The sequence below is a fragment of the Corynebacterium hylobatis genome (assembly GCF_003955685.1).
GTDB classification, from domain to species: domain Bacteria; phylum Actinomycetota; class Actinomycetes; order Mycobacteriales; family Mycobacteriaceae; genus Corynebacterium; species Corynebacterium hylobatis.
On the sequence record NZ_RXHJ01000018.1, the window covers coordinates 1 to 17,930 of the forward strand.

Genomic DNA, 17,930 nt, shown 5'->3' on the forward strand with positions numbered 1-17,930 from the left:
CATCGCTTTCCTGTTCGATGATGACGCTAGACCATGGCCGGGACACGGGGGTGAACTCCGGGGTCAACCGTGACTAAAGGTCCAGTTCAGAGGGTATTTATTTAATGAAAATGGGCACCATTTCCATTTATCAGGGAGGTACCCATAGCCTCTCAGGTCGCCTTCAACTCCACCGGGAACCGTCGCCAGCCACCCACCGGATGGAGCGCGCGGACGGTCTCGCCATCGGCGGATGAGACATGCGCCAGGGCCAGCAGTTCCTCGATCATGGCGCGTAGCTCCAGCATCGACAGGGGCTTGCCGGGGCAGTAGTGCGGACCGGTCCCCCACACCAGGTTCGCCGCGGCGTTCTCCGCCGGCAGGAAGGCATCGGGGTCGGCGAATTTCTCCGGGTCGCGGTTGGCGGCGGTCCAGTGGATGCGCACGCGCTGTCCCTCGGGAAGCTCCGCTCCGCCCAGGGTCACGGGGCAGGTGGTGATGCGTCGGTTGGAGACGAAGGGGTTGTCGCGGCGCAGCAGTTCGTCGGCGATGGCGGTGAATTCCTCACGCGCGACCCCCTGACGCAGGCGTTCCTGTAATTCAGGCTCGTGTGCCAGGGCGTGCAGGATCACGCCGATGCTCAGGGCCATTGAACCGAGGTCCCCGCCGGTCCAGTTGCGCAGGATGGAGACGATCTCCGGGAACTCCAGCTTCCGCCCCAGGCTGGTGTCGTGCACCAGCTGGCAGGTGACGTCGTCGAAGGCTGCCGGGTTCTCGAGGCGGGGCCGGACAACCTCAGCGATGATCCCGTCGAATTCGGCGGCCACGGCAGCGGTACGGCTGCGGTCACCGGAGCGGGTCGCGGCGAAATTCTCCACCACCCAGGCGAGTAGCCGTTCCTCGAATTCTTCCGGCCAGCCCAGCCAGGCAGTCATCGAGCGGACCGCGAACCTGGCGCCGATGTCGAGGACCGCGTCCACGGAATCCGCGGCGAGCGCCTCGGCGGCGACGTGGTGGGCGGTGCGTCGAAAAGCATCCTCGTGCTTCTCGACGACCGCCGGCTCCAGGTAGGCGTCAATCAGCGTGCGGAAACGCGCGTGCTCCTCCCCGTCAAGCCCGTTGGGCAGCTGCATGTGCGCGGAGACAGCGGAGCTGAAACGCTGCGGATCGGCGGCGACCTCGACGGCCTCCGCATGCCCGAGGACCAGAACCTCTCCGTCCGGGGCATGCGCCACGGGGCAGCGGGGCGGGGCGAGCAGTTCGTCCCCGAACTTGCGGGGATCCCTACCGGTCGGATCAGTGTGCACTTCTCGTACCTCCTTCACCCCACCCTAGAGCGATGGGCCCCGACGCGCAGTGCGTCGGGGCCCATCGAAATGACGTCCGGAGATTATCCGAAACGACCGGCGATGTAGTCCTCGGTCTCCTTCTGGTCCGGGTTCTCGAAGATCTTCTTCGTGTCACCGAACTCGACGAGGCGACCCGGCTTGCCGGTGGCCTCCAGGGAGTAGAAGGCGGTCTTGTCGGACACACGGGCAGCCTGCTGCATGTTGTGGGTCACGATGACGATGGTGAACTCTTCCTTCAGCTCGTGGATGAGGTCCTCCACCGCCAGGGTCGAGATCGGGTCAAGGGCGGAGCAGGGCTCGTCCATGAGGAGAACCTCGGGCTCGACCGCGATGGCGCGGGCGATGCACAGGCGCTGCTGCTGGCCACCGGAGAGGCCGCCGCCCGGCTTGTCGAGGCGGTCCTTGACCTCCTCCCAGAGGTTGGCGCCGCGCAGGGACTTCTCCGCGACCTCCTTGAGCTTCTTCTTGTTCTTCTCACCGGAGAGCTTCAGGCCGGCGACGACGTTGTCCTCAATGGACATGGTCGGGAACGGGTTGGCCTTCTGGAAGACCATGCCGATGGTGTTGCGCACGGCGACAGGGTCGACCTTTGAGCCGTAGATGTCCTCGCCGTCGAGAAGCACCTCGCCGGTGACGTAGGCGCCGGGGATGACCTCGTGCATACGGTTGAGGGTGCGCAGGACGGTGGACTTGCCGCAGCCGGAGGGGCCGATGAAGGCGGTGACGGCCTGGGCCGGCACCTGCAGGTTGACGTTCTGGACGGCATGGAAATCGCCGTAGAAAATGTCTACGCCGTTGAGTTCGAGCTTGGACATCAGTAACTCCTGTGGTCTGTGTTTCTTCTGTACTGCAGGGGGCGAAGCTACTGCTTGACCGAGAACTTCGCGGAGATGAGTCGGGCGCCGATGTTGAGCAGCGCGATGATGAGAACCAGGGTGAAGGCTGCACCCCACAGCTTGTCCAGGACCGCCGGGGAGGTACCGGCCTTGTACATGTCGAGCATCATCAGTGGCAGGGAGGACTGCGGACCGGTCATGGAGTCCCAGTTCATCGCCTGTGTGGAACCGACGAGGATCAGCACCGGCGCGGATTCACCCATCACGCGGGCGATGGCCAGCATGATGCCGGTGACGATGCCGGACAGCGCCGTCGGGAGGACGATCTTCACGATGGTCTTCCACTTGGGCACGCCCAGGGCGTAGGAGGCCTCACGCAGGTCCATGGGGACAACGCGCAGCATCTCCTCCGTATTCCGGACAACGACCGGGACCATCAGCAGGACCAGCGACAGGGCCACGGCCATACCGGAACGTTGGAAACCGAACAGGGTGATCCAGGTGGTGAAGATGAACAGCGCCGCGACGATGGAGGGCACACCGGTGAGGATGTCCACCATGAAGGTGGTGATCCGGCCGAGACGGTTGCCGTTGGCGTACTCGACGAGGTAGATCGCGGTGAACACGCCGATCGGAATGGACAGGACCGAGGCGATCAGGGTCTGCATGAGCGTACCCACGATGGCGTGCAGCGCACCGCCACCGGCCTGGTGGTACAGCACACCCTGCTGGGACGAGGTCCACCAGTCGGGGGTCAGGACCGGGGCCAGGCCACGGGAGATGACCACCCACAGCACCCAGATCAGCGGGATCATCGCGATGGCCATGGTGGCATAGACCAGGAAGGTGGCCACGGAGTTGGTCGTCTTGCGACGGGATGAGATGTCGGTGAACACGCTCGGTGAGTTCAGCGGGGCGCTGGCCGGAGCGATCGGGTTGACTTTGTTTGTCATGGTATTTTCTCCGCCTTCTACTTCTTGGCCACGATTGCTCGGGCGATGGAGTTGACGACGAAGGTGAGGAGGAACAGCACCAGACCCGCGGCGATATAGGCGCCAGCACGGATGTCATCGTTGAACTCGGGGGCAGCGTTGGCGATGGCGGTGGCGAAGGTCGTACCGCCGTCGAACAGGGAGAAACGGAAGGCCGAGGACGGGGAGACGACCATGTAGAGAGCCATGGTCTCACCCAGAGCGCGGCCCAGGCCGAGCATGGAGCCCGAGATGTAGCCGGAGAGGCCGAAGGGCAGCACGGTCATCCGGACGACCTCCCAACGGGTGGCGCCGAGGGCCAGGGCGGCCTCGACCTGACCGCGCGGGGTCTGGACGAAGACCTCGCGGGCGGTGGCCGCGATGACCGGGAGGATCATCACTGCCAGGACGATGCCACCGGTGAGGATGTTGCGGCCGGTGGCGAAAGACGGGGAGTTGGAGTAGGTGGCGAACAGGAAGAAGCCGCCGCCCCAGCTGTGAATCCACTCGTAGAAGGTGGTCAGTGCCGGGCCGAGGACCTGCCATCCCCATAGTCCGTAGACGATGGACGGCACTGCGGCGAGCATGTCGACCAGGTAGCCGAGCGGCTTGACCGTCCGCTTCGGTGCGTAGTTGGAGAGGAACACCGCGATGCCCAGGGCGATCGGCATGGCAATGAGCAGCGCCACAACGGAGATGAGCACGGTGACCGCGAAGAGGTTCGGGATGCCGAACTGCATCGCCTCGGTGTTGGAGGTGCTCCAGGGGCCGGTGTAGGTGAAGAAGCCGAGGAAGCCCTCGGTGTTACGGCTCAGTGACGGGATGGCGCGCCAGATGAGGAACGCACCGATCGCGGTGATGAGGACGGTGATCAGGGTCGCGGAGGCGGTGGACAGGAACTCGAAGACACGGTCACCCGGGCGCTTGACACCGCCCCCGCCCTTCTGGGTCGGGTGATCCGGGGTGCTCGGCTGCTGTGTGTTTCCAATGGAGGCCACGGAGTCGGGGATGACGGGCTGGCCGGCCCGGGTCACCTGACCCTCTGTGGTCGGTCGGTTGCTTGCCATTAGGCACGTTCCTTTGAAACTAAAGGGAAAGGACAATTGCCACGGCACTGAAGTGCTGGACGTGACAGCGCCCCCGGAAACGAAAACGCTTGCGGGGGCTGCTTCATGTTTGACCGCAGCCACATCGGAGCGGTCGGGCACCCCGGAGGGTGTCCCTGTTATTCAGTTACTGGATGGCGTCGACGGCTGCGGCCAGGCGCTCGGCGTGGGCACCGGTGACCGGGATGTAGCCGAGCTCCTCGAGACCCTCATCCTGGTACTCCAGGGCAACGGTCAGGAAATCCTTGACCATCGCGGAGGTGGTCTCATCGTAACCTGCGGAGCAGACAATCTCGTAGGTGGTGAGGATCAGCGGGTAGGCACCCTCGGTGTCGGAGGCGAACAGGGCGTCGGTGTCGACGACCATGTCGTGGCCCTCGGAGGCGAACTCCAGGTTGTCCAGGGCGACACCCACGGACTCGGTGTTCAGCTCGACCGGGCCGGCACCGAAGTCGAGATTCGCGACACCCAGGCCCTGCTGGAGCGCGAAGCCGGACTCGACGTAGGTGATGCCGCCGTTGATGGCGGTGACCTGGGTGGCGACACCGTTGGAGCCGTTGGCACCCTCACCGACCGCGGAGGGGAACTGCTGTCCCTCGGTCTCCCAGATGTCGCCGGCGGCAGCGCCGAGGAACTTCTGGAAGTTGTCGGAGGTGCCGGACTCGTCAGAGCGGTAGACGACGGAGATGTCGGTGTCCGGGAGATCGACGCCCTCGTTCTCGGCGGCAATGGCCTCGTCGTTCCAGCTGGTGATCTCGCCCTTGAAGATCTGCGCAACGGTCGGGATGGAGAGGTTCAGGTCCTCGACGCCCTCCAGGTTGTAGGCGATGGCCACCGGGCCGATGACGAAAGGCAGGTGCCATGCGTCGTTGCCCTCGCAGCGCTCAGCTGCCGGGGCCACCTGGTCATCGGACAGCGGGGAGTCGGATCCGGCGAAGGAGACCTGGCCACCGACGAAGTTGGTGCGGCCGGAGCCGGAGCCGGAGGCGGTGTAGGCGAGGGTCGCACCCGAGACGGCGCCCTGGTACTTCTGGCCGAAGTAGTCCATGGCGTTCTGCTGGGAGGAGGCACCCTCACCCACGAGCTGGCCGGTGGTACCGGAGAGGCCCTCGATGGCGACGTCAGCGGTGGTGTCGGTCGAGCCGTTGTCAGAATCGCCGCAGGCGACGAGGGTGGCGGAGCCGACGGCGACGACGCCAATGATGGCTGCAGTGCGCTTGAAGTTGCGGATCACAGGAGAACCTTTCCGATGCAGATCAGTCAGTAAAACAGGTCCGGGCAACCGTTGGGACCGGTCAAGGTGCTCCCTGTCCGCATATTCTCAGCATGTTCACACCGAAAGTGGACAGGGCTGTTGCCCACGTCCACTAAAGTTAGGCACCGGAGTTAACCGACTGGGGGTAGTTTGGTGAACGCACCGTTAACTTCTGACGAGCATCGAGAGAACTCTTTCCGCCTGGACCAGCATTTGGTAAGGCGGGTCACCCCACCTCAGGTGACACATCACATTTCACGGCCGATTGTCAGGTTGTCACGCCCCGTTTTCCGGTATCAGGCGGGCGACCACACGGCATGCTCCTCGGCGATGTGGAAGCCCAGCTTCTCGTAGACCCGCACCGCGGGCCCGTTGTCGGCCTCCACGTAGAGGATGACCCGCTCCGCCCCCTTCCCTGCCATATGCGCCAGCCCCAGCCGCAGCAACGGGTCCCCCAGTCGGCGGCCGCGGAAGTCGGAGGCCAGGCCCACGACATAGACCTCGCCGAAGGCCGGCGACTCCTCCGTGTGCCACTTCGTCCAGTGGAAACCCGCCAGGACAGGCTCCTCCACGGACCACAGGAAGAGCACGTCCTCCTCCGCGAACCAGTCGGCCTCCTGCGCCCGGGACAGGCGGTCCCGGTCCCAGCCGCCCTGCTCCGGGTGCCAGGAGAAGGCCTCGTTGTTGGCCGCCAGCCACTGTTCCTCGACCAGGTCGCGGCCGTAGCGCGCGACGGATTCGACGAGGTTGAGCGCCTCGACGTCCTCCCGCGGCTCGAAGGAGGCGGCCTCGCGCAGGGCCTCACCCTCCACCGCCATGACCAGCAGGCGGCGGGCCATCTTCCGCCCCTCCTTCTCTGCCAGGGCACGGGCGGCGGGCAGGTTGCCGTGGGCCCACACGTCCCGGCCGCGAAGTTCGGTCAGCAGGGCACGGGCCACCCCGCGGCGCCGGGCGGACGGGGCCACCACGAGTTCGCAGGAGGCGTCGTCGCAGGCGGCGAGGCCGAGGAGCTGGTCGCCGTCACGGGCGAGGAGGTGGCGGTGCCAGAGTCGGGCATCGGAGAGGCCGAGGACGAACTGCTCGGAGAAGGCCTCGACACCGTCGGCGCGGGCAGCGTCGGCAAGCAGGTCCCGGGCGGCGTCGGCAAGCTCGGGGTGGGTGGGCAGGTCAAGGGGCTCGATCTTCATGTTCCCCAGACTATCGCTGGTAGACATATAGAGGTGTACGTTCCGCGCCTGCCCCTCATCGTCATCTCCGTTCTCGCGGTCCTGCTCGGCGGTGGCTGGCTGGCCGACAGCGTCGCCGCCTCCCGGGTGGAACGCCACCTCTCCGCGGCCGTGGAGGAGCAGGCCGGCCTGGAGGTCAGCCCGCGGGTCAACGTCGGTGGGGTGCCCTACCTGGCGGCCCTGTTCACCGGTGAGATCCCGACGGTCGGTGTCCACGCCCTCGACGTCGACGTCGCCGGACTCGGCATGGTCAACGCCCAGACGGAACTCACCCGCGTCACAGTCGACCGCGGGCAGGTCCTCAGCGGCGACATCACCGGCGCCCCCGCCACCGCATTCACCCGCACCATCCGGCTGGACGGGGTGGCCCTGGGGCGGTTGCTGGGGATGACGGACCTGGACATCGCCAACCCCTACGACATCTCCCCCGCCGGTGGCTCCGCTGCCGAGGCCCAGCTGACGGGTACCCCCTTCAACCAGCGGGAACCGGTGACCGTCATCGTCGATCTGCGGCTGGTGGGCGACCAGTTCCACATGAGCCCCAGGGAGCTTGTCGACGCCCCGGCGGACCTCTCCCCCGCCGCGGCCGAGGCCACCCGTGAGGCCTTCAGCCTCACGCTCGACACCCGGAGCCTGCCGCTGGCGGGCCGGGCCAGCCGGGTGAACATGTCCGGTGGCTCCATCTTCTTCGAGGCGGAGCGCCACAATGTCACGGTGCGGTTGGCAGACCTCTCCCCAGTCGATGTCTCCAGTTCCTGAGCAGGGCCCGCAGAATCCGCACCACATCCTGGCGTACCTGCCGCCAGGCCCGCGGTGACACCGGGTAGGCCTGCTTGGGGGCGAACACCTCGATCGCGTCAATCCGGCTGCCCAGCACCGCCCGCTCGAACTCCCCGACGTACTCGCCGTCGGCCTGGAAACCCTGCGGCCGCCGGCAGGTCAGCTCCACCCCGGCGGCGTCGTCGAACTGCAGTGTGCGACCCCGGATCCAGTCCTCGAAGAAGGTGCTGTGCCCGAAACCGATCAGGTGCAGCATGCTCGCCACACCGCGGGCGCCCCGCAGGCTGCTCAGGCCGAACAGTCCGAGACCCTGATCGAAGCTGTTGCGCGGGTTGGTCACCACCGGCAGCGGACCGAGGAAGGTCCACGGGTTGGTGTTCGAGGCCACGAACAGCGGGACGTCCTCCAGCCGGAGTTCCCGGCCGTCGGTGCTGACGGCGTGGACGTCGATGTGCGGCGGATCATGCCGCGCCCGCGCCCACACCAGCAGCGAGACCCGCAGGTAGCGCAGCGGGGTGGCGGCGAAGCCGTGCTCCCGGGCGTCATGGACCCGGGCGATGACGTCTGCGTCCATCCCGAAACCGGCGTTGACGGCGAACCACCGGTCATTCCAGGTGCCCAGGCAGATCGTGCGGCGCAGGTCGCTGCGCAGCAGGTCGGCGAGCATCCGCACCGCAGCGACGGGATCCGGCGGAAAACCCAACGCACGGGCGAAGACGTTGGCCGAACCGGTCGGCACCACCGCCAGGGCGGGCAGCTCGCGGGGATCACGCAGCTGCCCACCCACCGGGCCCAGAAGTCCATTGACCGCTTCATGGACCGTACCGTCCCCACCCACAACTACCACCACGTCCCAGTCCCGGCGCCCCAGCCCGCGGCAGATCTCCTCGGCATGTCCCGGGTGGTGGGTGAACATGCCGGTGAGCCGGACCCCGTCGACAGCACGCAACACCGGGATGACCCGGCGGAACAGGCTGTCGCTCTGGCCGGTCGAGTTCGGGTTCGCTATCAGCAGGACGCGCACGATGTCCAAGCCTAGCCGCGCGGCCACTAAGCTGGTGCCCATGACTCAGGAGCCACAGAACACCCCATCCGACACCCCCGGCGACGCCGCAGCCGCCCAGCAGCAGCCCGGCCTGAGCGGCAACGACGCCGTCAACCTCGCGGCGGAACAGGCCAGGAACACCGCCCACCGCAACCTCCCCCCGCTGGACCTCGGCGAACTGCCGGTCCCCGACGACACCGCCAACCTGCGCCACGGCCCGAACATCCACGACGGCCTGCTCGCACTGCTGCCCCTGGTCGGCGTCTGGCGCGGCGAGGGCAAGGCCGACACCGAGGAGGGCCAGTACTCCTTCGGGCAGCAGATCATCTTCGCCCACGACGGCGAGAACTACCTCACCTACGAATCCCGGATCTGGAAGCTCGACGAGGAGGGCAGGCCCGTCGGCCCGGACCAGCGCGAGTCCGGTTTCTGGCGGATCTCCCTCTCCGACGAGATCGAGTTCGTGTGCACCCACTCCACCGGTGTCGCCGAGATCTTCTACGGCGAGCCCGTCAACGAGCGTGCCTGGCAGGTCGAGTCCGCCTCCTGCATGGTCACCTCCACCGGGCCGTCCCGCCTGGGTTCCGGCAAGCGCCTCTACGGCCTGATGCCCAACAATGATCTGGGCTGGGTCGACGAGCGCCTCGTCGACGGGGAGCTGAAGCCCCGCATGTCGGCACAGCTCAAGCGCGTCGCCGGCTAGCTCACTCCGCCCCGAGTGCGGCGTTGATCAGCTCGCGCACTTCGGCCTCGTTGGCAGGGGCGGGCAGGGGGTGACCGTCGATCGCGGTGACGCGGGTGGCCACCCGGACGGAGGAGACGAGCCAGACTGACTCGGCGTCGAGAAGCCGCTCAACCGTCATGTCCTTCGCCCGGCAGCGCCAGCCCTGTCTCTCGGCGTACTCGAAGAGCGCGGCCTGGGTGGTGCCGGGGAGAACCTCGCCGCCCGGCACCGGAGTCCGCAGCTTCCTCTCCTTCCGGACAGCGATCACCGTCGACGTCGCCCCCTCCAGCACCCGGCCGGTGCCGGGGTCGATGTAGATGACGTCGTCGAAACCCCTCGAACGTGCGTGGCGCAGCGCCGCCATGTTCGCGGCGTAGTTGAGCGTCTTGGCACCCACCGTCAGCCAGGGCGCAGGTTCCGGGGAACCGCCCTCGGTCGCCTCATCCACACCCGGCAGGGATGTGTCGATGGTGAAGCCGCGCGGGGAGGTCATCACACTGACCCCCGACTCCCGTTGCCGGAGCACCCGCTCGTTGATCGGCGAGAGCGTGATCCACGCGCTCGGGATGCCGGTGGATTCCCGGCCCCGGGTGTAGGTCCACACACATTTCGCATCCTCCCCCGTCCGCGCGGTCCACTCCTCGACCGCCTGGCGGGTGGCGTCGATCCAGTCATCGGCGGAGGGTTCCCGCAGGTCCAGCAGACGCGCGGAAGCCTGGAAACGTTCCATGTGCCGGCGGAGGTTGGCGGGGTGTCCGTCACGGATGAGCAGCGTCTCGAAGACACCGTCACCGCGGGTGACCGCAGCGTCATCCCAGAAGATCAACGGGAGGGCGGGATTGTGGCGGCGGATGGAGCCGCCGTAGGGCTCGACGACGTAGATGACAGGGGAGGTGGAGTCCATATCCTTGCATTATGCCCGGTCCGGCAGGTTACCATCGGGGATGTGACCTCCCCTACCTCTTCTGATGTGCCCACCTACCGTTCCCCCCTGCTCGACCGGCCCGGTGCCGCAGAGGCGCAGGGGCCCGATTCCGCTGTGGACGCCACCGGCGTGGCCTGGCATTACGGTGATCCCCTCCGTGAACAGCGCGCCGCCCACGACGGCACCGTCGTCGTCGACCGCTCCCACCGCAGGGTGATCCGGGTAGCCGGTCCGGACGCCCCGGAATTCCTCAACAACCTCCTCTCCCAGAAACTCGATGACGTCCCGGCCGGTTTCGCCGCCGCCGCCCTCGACCTGGACATCCAGGGCCGGATCCTCCACCACGCCGACGTCCTGCGCACCGGGGAGGCCTTCTACCTCGACCTGCCGGCCGCAGATGCCGTGACCTTCCTGGGTTTCCTGCAGAAGATGGTCTTCTGGTCCCAGGTCGAGATCACCGAACCCGACCTCGCCGTACTCACCCTGCTGGGCAGCCTGGACCTGCCGGAGATCGACACCGCCGCCCAGCGGGACGTCCCCTGGTCCGGTGTCCCACGCCGGGATCTGCTGGTGGAGCGCGCCGCCCTGGATGAGACCGTCGCCGCACTGGAGGCCGCCGGAGTCCAGCTGGCCGGACTGATGGCCTTCACCGCCGAGCGGGTCCGGGCGCTGGAGCCGGAGAAGAACGTCGACCTCGACGACAAGTCCATCCCCCACGAGGTCCCCGCCTGGATCGGCCAGGAGGGACGGCCGGGTGCCGTGCACCTGGAAAAGGGCTGCTACCGGGGTCAGGAGACGGTCGCCCGGGTGGAGAACCTGGGCCGCTCGCCCCGCGTGCTGGTCATGCTCCAGCTCGACGGCTCAGCCCCCGAGCCGCCCGCACCGGGTTCGGAGATCACCGGCCCGCAGGGCGGGCGCGCGCTGGGCAGGTTGGGTACCGTCGTCCACGACTGTGATTTCGGCCCCGTGGCCCTCGCGCTGGTGCGCCGCAACGCGCTTGAGCGCGAGGACCTCTGTGTCGGCCCGGTGGCCGTCAACGTCGACCCCACCTCGCTGCCGGAGGAGGCCGGGGAGCAGGCGGGCCGAGCTGCCATCGACAAGCTCCGGGGTCGCTGAGCGCACCCTGGTACTGCAATCGAATCCGGGGACTCCCCCGACCACCCCCGGATTCGTCACAGTGATCTTGTGTTTTCCCCTATTTATCCCCTTTTCCCCCAGCTCACCGGCACGGTGCGGCATTTTTCCGCCTAACGCGCTATTGTATTTCTACAGGAATACACACAGACGTAAAGCCGATGGGGCATCCGAATTCCCTGGATAGCCTTCACATACCTCAAGGGGGTCAGGCCATGGGACGCGGTCGCGCAAAGGCAAAGCAGACCAAGGTTGCACGCCAGCTGAAGTACAACACACCCGAGATGGATCTGGATTCACTCCAGCGCGAGCTTGCCTCGCAGAGTCCTCGACATTCCTACGACGACACTGCGGCAGACGACGACTATGACGACCAGTACGCCGATTACGCGAACTGGGCGGATGAGGATGAGGACGAGGACGACCCCCAGGGCCTGTCCTACGCCGGCCGCTGACAGCAGCCGGGCGTTCACCTGTACCTCAGGAAAACAACGGCGCGGTACCACCCCACACCAGGGGCCGGTACCGCGCCGTTGTGCTGCCCCTAGTAGCGGTGCTCGCCGCTCAGGATGGCACGCTGCCCATCGGTTTCAGTGGCGGTGCGGACGACGCCCAGCTCGAAGGCGTCGATGTGGCGGGCGGTGAGCATCGCCAGGGCCCGGTCACGGTCCTCCGGGGCGACGATGGCGACCATGCCGACACCCATGTTGAAGGTCTTCTCCATCTCCTCGCGGGAGACCTTGCCCAGATCGGCGATGGTGCGGAAGATCTGCTGCGGTGTCCAGGTGGAACGCTGCATCTCCGCAACCAGTCCCTCGGGGATGATGCGCTCCATGTTGCCGGACAGTCCGCCGCCGGTGACGTGGCAGAAGGTGCGGACATTGCACTCGGCGGCGAGCGCCAGGCAGTCCTTGGCGTAGATACGGGTCGGCTCAAGCAGCTCCTCACCGAGGGTGCGGCCGAGCTCCTCGATGTGGCCGTCGAGCGGCAGGCCGGCCTTCTCCAGGAGGACGTGGCGGGCAAGGGAGTAGCCGTTGGAGTGCAGGCCGGAGGAGGCCATGCCGATGATGATGTCACCGGATCGGACCAGGTGGGGGCCGAGGAGCTCATCGGCCTCGACGACGCCGACCGCGGTGGCGGAGACGTCGTAGGCACCCGGGGCCATCAGGCCGGGGTGCTCGGCGGTCTCGCCGCCGAGCAGGGCGCAGCCTGCCTGGACGCAGCCTTCGGCGATGCCGGAGACGATCTGGGCTACGTGCTCGGGCACGACCTTGCCGATGGCGATGTAGTCCTGCAGGAACAGCGGCTCGGCGCCGCAGACGACGAGGTCGTCGACGCACATGGCGACGAGGTCGATGCCGATGGTGTCGTGCTTGTCCATTGCCTGGGCGACGGCGAGCTTGGTGCCCACCCCGTCGGAACCGGCGGCCAGGAGGGGCTCCTTGTACTTGCCGAGGGCGAAGAGGCCCGCGAAGCCACCGAGGCCGCCACGGACCTCGGGCCGGGTGGCCTTCTTGGCCAGCGGGGCGAACAGCTCTACGGCGCGATCGCCGGCCTCGATGTCGACGCCTGCGTCGGCGTAGGAGGCACCCTGGTGGTCGGTCTCGGTCATGGGTTCTTCAGTCTCTTTCTGTCTGGAGGGTCAGGCCGGGCTAGCTGGCCTGCATCTTGGCGACGAGGTCCGCGTTGGCGTTGCCGGTGGGCAGGCCGAGCGGGTACTGCCCGCTGAAGCAGGCGGTGCACAGCTGCTCACGCGGCTGCGTGGTCGACTCCACCATCTCATCGATGGAGACGAATCCCAGCGAGTCTGCGCCGATGGCGGTGCAGATCGACTCGGTGAGCGCCTCACCGTTCCGGGCATCACCCGCCCCCGTGTTGGCGATGAGTTCACCGGGGCTGGCGAAGTCAATGCCGTAGAAACACGGCCACTTCACCGGCGGGGAGGCGATCCGGACGTGGACCTCCGCCGCACCCGCCTCGCGGAGCATGCGGATCAGTGCCCGCTGGGTGTTGCCGCGGACGATGGAGTCATCGACGACGATGAGCTTCTTGCCGGCGATGACCTCCTTGAGCGGGTTCAGCTTGAGGCGGATGCCCAGCTGCCGGAGGGTCTGGGAGGGCTGGATGAAGGTGCGGCCCACATAGGCGTTCTTGACCAGGCCCTGCCCGAAGGGGATACCGGATTCGCGGGCGTAGCCCACGGCCGCGGGGGTGCCGGAATCCGGCACCGGGATGACCAGGTCGCCGTCGGCGGGGAACTCCCGGGCCAGGCGGCGTCCGAGGTCGATGCGGACGGCGTTGACGGAGCGGCCCCTGATGACGGTGTCCGGGCGGGCGAGGTAGACATACTCGAAGACACAGCCCTTGTGGTTGGTCTCGGCGAAACGGGCGGAACGCACGCCGCCCTCGTCGATGGCCACGAGCTCACCGGGCTCGATCTCCCGGACGAAGGCGGCGCCGACGATGTCGAGGGCGCATGTCTCGGAGGCGACGACCCAGCCGCGCTCCAGCCGGCCCAGAACCAGCGGACGCACGCCGTAGGGGTCACGGGCGGCATAGAGAGTGTGTCCGTCGGTGAAAGTCAGGCAGAAGGCGCCGTGCACCCGCGGGAGGAGCTCCCTGGCGGACTCGAAGACGGTACGGCCCTCGGTCACCGAATCAGCCAGCAGGGCGGTGATGACGGCGGTGTCGGAGGAGGCGGCCTGCGCGTCGCGGAACTCCTTGAGACCGCGGTCGACGGCCTCCTGCTGAAGCTCGACGAAGTTGACCAGGTTGCCGTTGTGCCCGAGGGCGACGTCGGTGCCGTCGGGGGAGGTCCGGAACATCGGCTGGACGTTCTCCCACTTCTTGCCACCGGCGGTGGAGTAGCGGGTGTGTCCGAGCGCGATGTCACCTTGGAGGGCGCCGAGTGAGGACTCGTCGAAGACCTGGGAGACCAGTCCCATGTCCTTGAAGACCACGATGCGTTCGCCGTCACCGACAGCAATGCCCGCGGCCTCCTGGCCGCGGTGCTGCAGGGCGAACAGCCCGAAATATGTCAGTTTGGCGACTTCTTCGCCTGGGGCCCAGACACCGAAAACGCCGCACTCCTCGCGGGGCTCGGTCTCACCGCGGTCATCAAGACCAGCGGGCAGGGCGGAATCGGTCCGGGAACGGTCCATAATTGCCACGTCCCCCACTCTAGACCCTAAGGTGCTCACAAACTAATGACCGGCAACCAGCGCCCCATCTCCGTCACCCGTGGACCGGAGGCGTGGACGCGGCCGTCGGCCAGCGCGGTGTCGAGAAGCACCTGCCCCGTGGCCAGCTGCAGCCACGTCAGCGGGTCGGTCTCGAAGACGTTGGGCGGGGTGCCGCGCGTGTGCGCGGGGCCGGCGATGCACTGCACGGCGGCGAAAGGCGGGACACGGACCTCCACGGTCCTGCCCGGCGCATCCCGGGCCAGTTGCCGGACGGTGCCGCGGACGGCGTCAGCGAGCAGAGGGCGGGCGGGTTTAGCCACGCCCACCGGATCCCGCACCCAGTCCATGACCGCGGCCACTGAAGATATATCCATGGCACCGCATTCTACTCAGGGTATTGTTGGCCCGAAGTCCAGCTAGTTCGCACAGAGAAAGCACGTCCGTATGACGAACAACCAGAAGTCCCCCAAGGTCACGCTGCGTTTCCTCGCCGCACCCACCGATGTCCTCATGGCCGGAAACCAGGGTGTCAGCGGCGGACGCGTTCTCGAGTGGATCGATAAGGCGGCCTACGCCTGTGCCGTCCAGTGGTCGGGGACCTACTGTGTCACCGCCTACGTCGGTCACATCCACTTCAACCGGCCCATCCCCTCCGGCCACATGGTGGAGGTGCGTTCACGCATCGCCATGACGGGGCGTTCCTCCATGCACATCGTCAACGAGGTCTTCTCCGCCGATCCGCGCGAGGGCGTGTTCACCCGCGCCTGCGACTGCCTGGTCATCTTCGTGGCCAAGGACACCGCCACGGGCAAGACCCAGGCCGTGCCGGAGTTCGTCCCTGCCGACGAGGCTGAGCGCCGCGCCCTCGACGCCGCACTGACGCGCATCGACCTGCGCAAGGCCATCGAGGCGGAGATGGAGAAGCAGACCTACGACGGCCCCTCGGAGGCCCCGCGCCTGATCCACCGTTTCCTGGCCAAGCCGACCGACATCAACTGGGGCGGCAAGGTCCACGGCGGCACCGCCATGGAGTGGATCGACGAGGCCGGTGCGGCCTGCACGATGGAGTGGTCAGGAGAGCACACCGTCGCGGTCTACGCCGGCGGCATCCGCTTCTACAACCCGATCGCCATCGGCGACCTCATCGAGGTGGACGCCCGCATGATGCGCACCGACAAGCGCTCCATGCAGATGTCGATCCACGTGCGTTCCGGCAACCCGAAGGGTGGGCGTGAGCACCTCAAGACCGCCATCCACGCCACCGTGACCTACGTGGCCACGGATGTGGACGGTATCGCGCTGCCCGCCCGCCAGTTCACCCCGCGCACCACCGAGGACACCCAGCTCTCGGAGCACGCCCAGACGCTGCGTGAGCTACGCGCCAAGTACGCGCCGCTGCCGCTGGTGCCGCAGAGCACCCCGGCGCACGTCGACTAGAGGAAGTGCTGGGCCAGCATCCCGGCCGCCACGGCCATCATCGCCGCACCGGCCACACCCGTGAGGATCCGGGAGGCCCGCTCCGAGCCGGCCAGGACCCGGCCCGCGAACACCCCGATCAGGGCGTAGACGCTGGTCGCCGAGGCGATGAACACCAGCCCCAGGACAAACATCTGGAGGCTGACCGGCATCGTCTGGCCGGTGGCCACGAACTGGGGCAGCAGGGCGATGAACAGCATCAGCCCCTTCGGGTTGAGCCCGCTGACCGCCGCGCCCGTGGCCACGGCCCGGGTGCGCTTGTCGACGCCCGTCTCAGCCCGGGTCAGCACCGCCACTCCCCCGCCGTGCGGCTCCTCGGGCTCAGCCGTGTCGACCTCGACAGTGACGGGACCGCCCAGCGCCGCGCGCAGCATGGTCCATCCGATCCGCAGGAGGACGAGCACCCCGACGACAGTCACGATGGTCAGCAACGCTGGGTGGCGCGCCACCAGTGCGCCCAGACCACCGGCCACCACGATCGTCAGTCCCAGATAGCCCAGGGCGATGCCGGCCAGGGGTGGCAGGAGGGGGCGGCGACGGAGGGCGTGGCCGAGCACGAACGCCCAGTCGGGTCCCGGCGTGACGATCAGCAGCAGGCTGACGGCCCAGAAGCTCATGAGGTTCGCGATGTCCATGCCTCTGATGCTGCCCACCGGCCACGGGCAGGGAAACTACTGCGGTTTTCATTCATCCCCGCGTGACAGACGGCACCGCATGGCAGAATCCGTCATATGGACGCTGTTGACCGCAAGATTCTGTCACTGATCCAGGACAATGCGCGGATCACCGCCGCGGAGCTGGCCCACCACACCGGCGCCTCCGCCAGCACATGCCTGCGGCGGCTACGCGCCCTGGAGCAGCAGGGGGTGATCACGGGTTTCCACACCCGCCTCGACCCGACAGCGGTGGGCTACGGGGTGCAGGTCATCGCCTTCATCACCCTCGACCGCGAGGACCGCGCGACCGTCGCCGCCCTCGAGGACGGGTTGGCTGCCCTGCCGCAGGTCCTGTCGGCGGAGCGCCTGTTCGGCGACCCGGATTTCCTGGTGCGGCTGGTGGCCCGCGATCTCGCGGACTACCAGCGGCTGCGCGATGAGCACCTGAGCGAGCTACCGGGCATCGCCCGGATCACCTCGACCCTGGTGATGCGGACCATCGTCGCCGACGGGCCGATCCCGATCTAGGCCACCACCAGCCACACCGCAACCTGGTGCACCGCCGCGGCGATGATCGTGGCCGTGTGAAAGTGCTCGTGGTAGCCGAAGAGCCGGGCGTTGCGTCCGGGCCAGCGGAAGCCGTAGATCAGGGCGCCCAGCGAGTAGATGATGCCACCGGCGAACAGCAGCCAGACCACCGCGGGGCCGACCCCCGACCACAGCTGCGGGACCAGCGGCACGATGAGCCAGCCGAGCGTCAGGTAGACCACCACCGCCAGCCAACGCGGGTGGTTGATCCACACGAGGTTGAGCACAATGCCCAGGGCCGCTCCGGTCCATGCTGTGATCAGCATCCAGGTGGCATGGCGCGGTTCCAGGGCGATGAGGCAGAAGGGGGTGTAGGTGGCGGCGATGAAGAAGGCGATGGTGGCGTGGTCGGCGCGCCGCCACCCGTCAACTGTGCGCTGGTCAGGCCAGGTGCCCAGGTGGTAGGCGGCGGAGACCCCGAACAGGACCACGACGGAGACCGCGTAGAGGGTGACCCCCAGGGCCTGCCACCACACGATGCTCATCCAGGCGTAGGTGGAGAGCACCGAGCCCGCGATGACCGAGGCCAGGGCCGCGATGAAATGGAACCACCCGCGGGTGGCCGGACGTGGACCCCGGTCGAGGAGAGTCCGAGTGATCGTGATCGTCTCTGCCACTACTGGACCACCTTTCTCAGGTGTAGGTTACGGATGCGTAAGTAACCGCCAGCGTACGCCCGCCCCGCGGGATCCGGCAAG

Annotated in this window: 19 protein-coding genes; 6 read left to right on the forward strand and 13 right to left on the reverse strand. The window is 67.4% G+C overall.

Going from position 1 to position 17,930, the window contains the following annotated elements:
* Nucleotides 1–152: 152 nt before the first annotated feature.
* The 6 genes from EAH68_RS12320 to mshD all read right to left on the reverse strand — a co-directional run bounded on the left by EAH68_RS12320 (nt 153) and on the right by mshD (nt 6,683).
* Entirely contained in the window at nt 153–1,286 is a 1,134-nt protein-coding gene (locus tag EAH68_RS12320) for a cytochrome P450 (protein WP_126121644.1), read from the reverse strand.
* Nucleotides 1,287–1,369: 83 nt separating this feature from the next.
* Nucleotides 1,370–2,143 carry a phosphate ABC transporter ATP-binding protein PstB gene (gene pstB / locus EAH68_RS12325; RefSeq protein ID WP_126121645.1) on the reverse strand — a complete coding sequence of 258 codons (774 nt, stop codon included), beginning with the start codon at nt 2,141–2,143 and terminating at the stop codon, nt 1,370–1,372.
* A gap of 47 nt (nt 2,144–2,190) precedes the next feature.
* Nucleotides 2,191–3,117: a phosphate ABC transporter permease PstA gene (gene pstA / locus EAH68_RS12330; protein ID WP_126121646.1), complete on the reverse strand. Its 927-nt coding sequence runs from the start codon at nt 3,115–3,117 to the stop codon at nt 2,191–2,193.
* Between the two features lie 17 nt (nt 3,118–3,134).
* The gene (pstC, locus tag EAH68_RS12335; RefSeq protein ID WP_126121647.1) at nt 3,135–4,202 is read right to left on the reverse strand and encodes a phosphate ABC transporter permease subunit PstC; all 1,068 of its coding nucleotides are present in this window, start codon (nt 4,200–4,202) and stop codon (nt 3,135–3,137) included.
* A 166-nt stretch (nt 4,203–4,368) separates the two neighbouring features.
* Nucleotides 4,369–5,475 carry a phosphate ABC transporter substrate-binding protein PstS gene (pstS, locus tag EAH68_RS12340; RefSeq protein ID WP_126121648.1) on the reverse strand — a complete coding sequence of 369 codons (1,107 nt, stop codon included), beginning with the start codon at nt 5,473–5,475 and terminating at the stop codon, nt 4,369–4,371.
* Nucleotides 5,476–5,792: 317 nt separating this feature from the next.
* Nucleotides 5,793–6,683 carry a mycothiol synthase gene (gene mshD / locus EAH68_RS12345; protein ID WP_126121649.1) on the reverse strand — a complete coding sequence of 297 codons (891 nt, stop codon included), beginning with the start codon at nt 6,681–6,683 and terminating at the stop codon, nt 5,793–5,795.
* 33 nt (nt 6,684–6,716) lie between these two features.
* On the opposite strand from mshD, the gene EAH68_RS12350 reads away from it, so the two are divergent.
* Nucleotides 6,717–7,481, forward strand: a complete 765-nt coding sequence (locus EAH68_RS12350) for an LmeA family phospholipid-binding protein (RefSeq protein ID WP_126121650.1) — start codon at nt 6,717–6,719, stop codon at nt 7,479–7,481.
* Here the strand turns inward: EAH68_RS12350 and EAH68_RS12355 are convergent.
* On the reverse strand, nt 7,432–8,568 hold the full coding sequence (locus tag EAH68_RS12355; RefSeq protein ID WP_126121651.1) for a diacylglycerol/lipid kinase family protein: 1,137 nt from the start codon (nt 8,566–8,568) through the stop codon (nt 7,432–7,434). The genes EAH68_RS12350 and EAH68_RS12355 overlap by 50 nt on opposite strands.
* Here EAH68_RS12355 and EAH68_RS12360 point away from each other — a divergent pair.
* The gene (locus tag EAH68_RS12360; RefSeq protein ID WP_126121652.1) at nt 8,567–9,250 is read left to right on the forward strand and encodes a heme-binding beta-barrel domain-containing protein; all 684 of its coding nucleotides are present in this window, start codon (nt 8,567–8,569) and stop codon (nt 9,248–9,250) included. The two genes, EAH68_RS12355 and EAH68_RS12360, sit on opposite strands and share 2 nt — an antisense overlap.
* A gap of 1 nt (nt 9,251) precedes the next feature.
* On the opposite strand, the gene EAH68_RS12365 is transcribed toward EAH68_RS12360, so the two are convergent.
* Nucleotides 9,252–10,175, reverse strand: coding sequence for an aminodeoxychorismate lyase (locus EAH68_RS12365; protein WP_126121653.1), 924 nt, complete (start codon nt 10,173–10,175; stop codon nt 9,252–9,254).
* A 42-nt stretch (nt 10,176–10,217) separates the two neighbouring features.
* On the opposite strand from EAH68_RS12365, the gene ygfZ reads away from it, so the two are divergent.
* Together ygfZ and EAH68_RS12375 are read left to right on the forward strand one after the other, a co-directional pair.
* Complete coding sequence (gene ygfZ / locus EAH68_RS12370; RefSeq protein WP_126121654.1) at nt 10,218–11,312, forward strand: CAF17-like 4Fe-4S cluster assembly/insertion protein YgfZ; 1,095 nt, start codon at nt 10,218–10,220, stop codon at nt 11,310–11,312.
* Between the two features lie 233 nt (nt 11,313–11,545).
* Entirely contained in the window at nt 11,546–11,785 is a 240-nt protein-coding gene (locus tag EAH68_RS12375; RefSeq protein ID WP_126121655.1) for a DUF3073 domain-containing protein, read from the forward strand.
* Nucleotides 11,786–11,874: 89 nt separating this feature from the next.
* Here the strand turns inward: EAH68_RS12375 and purM are convergent, their stop codons facing one another.
* Genes purM through EAH68_RS12390 form a run of 3 tightly spaced genes read right to left on the reverse strand, consistent with a single transcriptional unit; the run spans nt 11,875 to nt 14,886 of the window.
* Nucleotides 11,875–12,942 (reverse strand): phosphoribosylformylglycinamidine cyclo-ligase, encoded by a 1,068-nt coding sequence (purM, locus tag EAH68_RS12380; protein WP_126121656.1) that lies wholly within the window; start codon nt 12,940–12,942, stop codon nt 11,875–11,877.
* Between the two features lie 40 nt (nt 12,943–12,982).
* Nucleotides 12,983–14,491 (reverse strand): amidophosphoribosyltransferase, encoded by a 1,509-nt coding sequence (gene purF, locus EAH68_RS12385; RefSeq protein ID WP_126121688.1) that lies wholly within the window; start codon nt 14,489–14,491, stop codon nt 12,983–12,985.
* A 35-nt stretch (nt 14,492–14,526) separates the two neighbouring features.
* The gene (locus EAH68_RS12390; protein WP_126121657.1) at nt 14,527–14,886 is read right to left on the reverse strand and encodes a sterol carrier family protein; all 360 of its coding nucleotides are present in this window, start codon (nt 14,884–14,886) and stop codon (nt 14,527–14,529) included.
* Nucleotides 14,887–14,956: 70 nt separating this feature from the next.
* Here EAH68_RS12390 and EAH68_RS12395 point away from each other — a divergent pair, with 70 nt between their 5' ends.
* Complete coding sequence (locus EAH68_RS12395; RefSeq protein WP_126121658.1) at nt 14,957–15,949, forward strand: acyl-CoA thioesterase; 993 nt, start codon at nt 14,957–14,959, stop codon at nt 15,947–15,949.
* Here EAH68_RS12395 and EAH68_RS12400 read toward each other — a convergent pair.
* Entirely contained in the window at nt 15,946–16,623 is a 678-nt protein-coding gene (locus tag EAH68_RS12400) for a LysE family translocator (protein WP_126121659.1), read from the reverse strand. The two genes, EAH68_RS12395 and EAH68_RS12400, sit on opposite strands and share 4 nt — an antisense overlap.
* 96 nt (nt 16,624–16,719) lie before the next feature.
* Between EAH68_RS12400 and EAH68_RS12405 the strand changes: the two genes are divergently transcribed.
* Nucleotides 16,720–17,172, forward strand: coding sequence for an Lrp/AsnC family transcriptional regulator (locus EAH68_RS12405; protein WP_126121660.1), 453 nt, complete (start codon nt 16,720–16,722; stop codon nt 17,170–17,172).
* Here the strand turns inward: EAH68_RS12405 and trhA are convergent.
* Nucleotides 17,169–17,849 (reverse strand): PAQR family membrane homeostasis protein TrhA, encoded by a 681-nt coding sequence (gene trhA / locus EAH68_RS12410; protein WP_241228452.1) that lies wholly within the window; start codon nt 17,847–17,849, stop codon nt 17,169–17,171. The two genes, EAH68_RS12405 and trhA, sit on opposite strands and share 4 nt — an antisense overlap.
* Between the last annotated feature and the right edge of the window lie 81 nt (nt 17,850–17,930).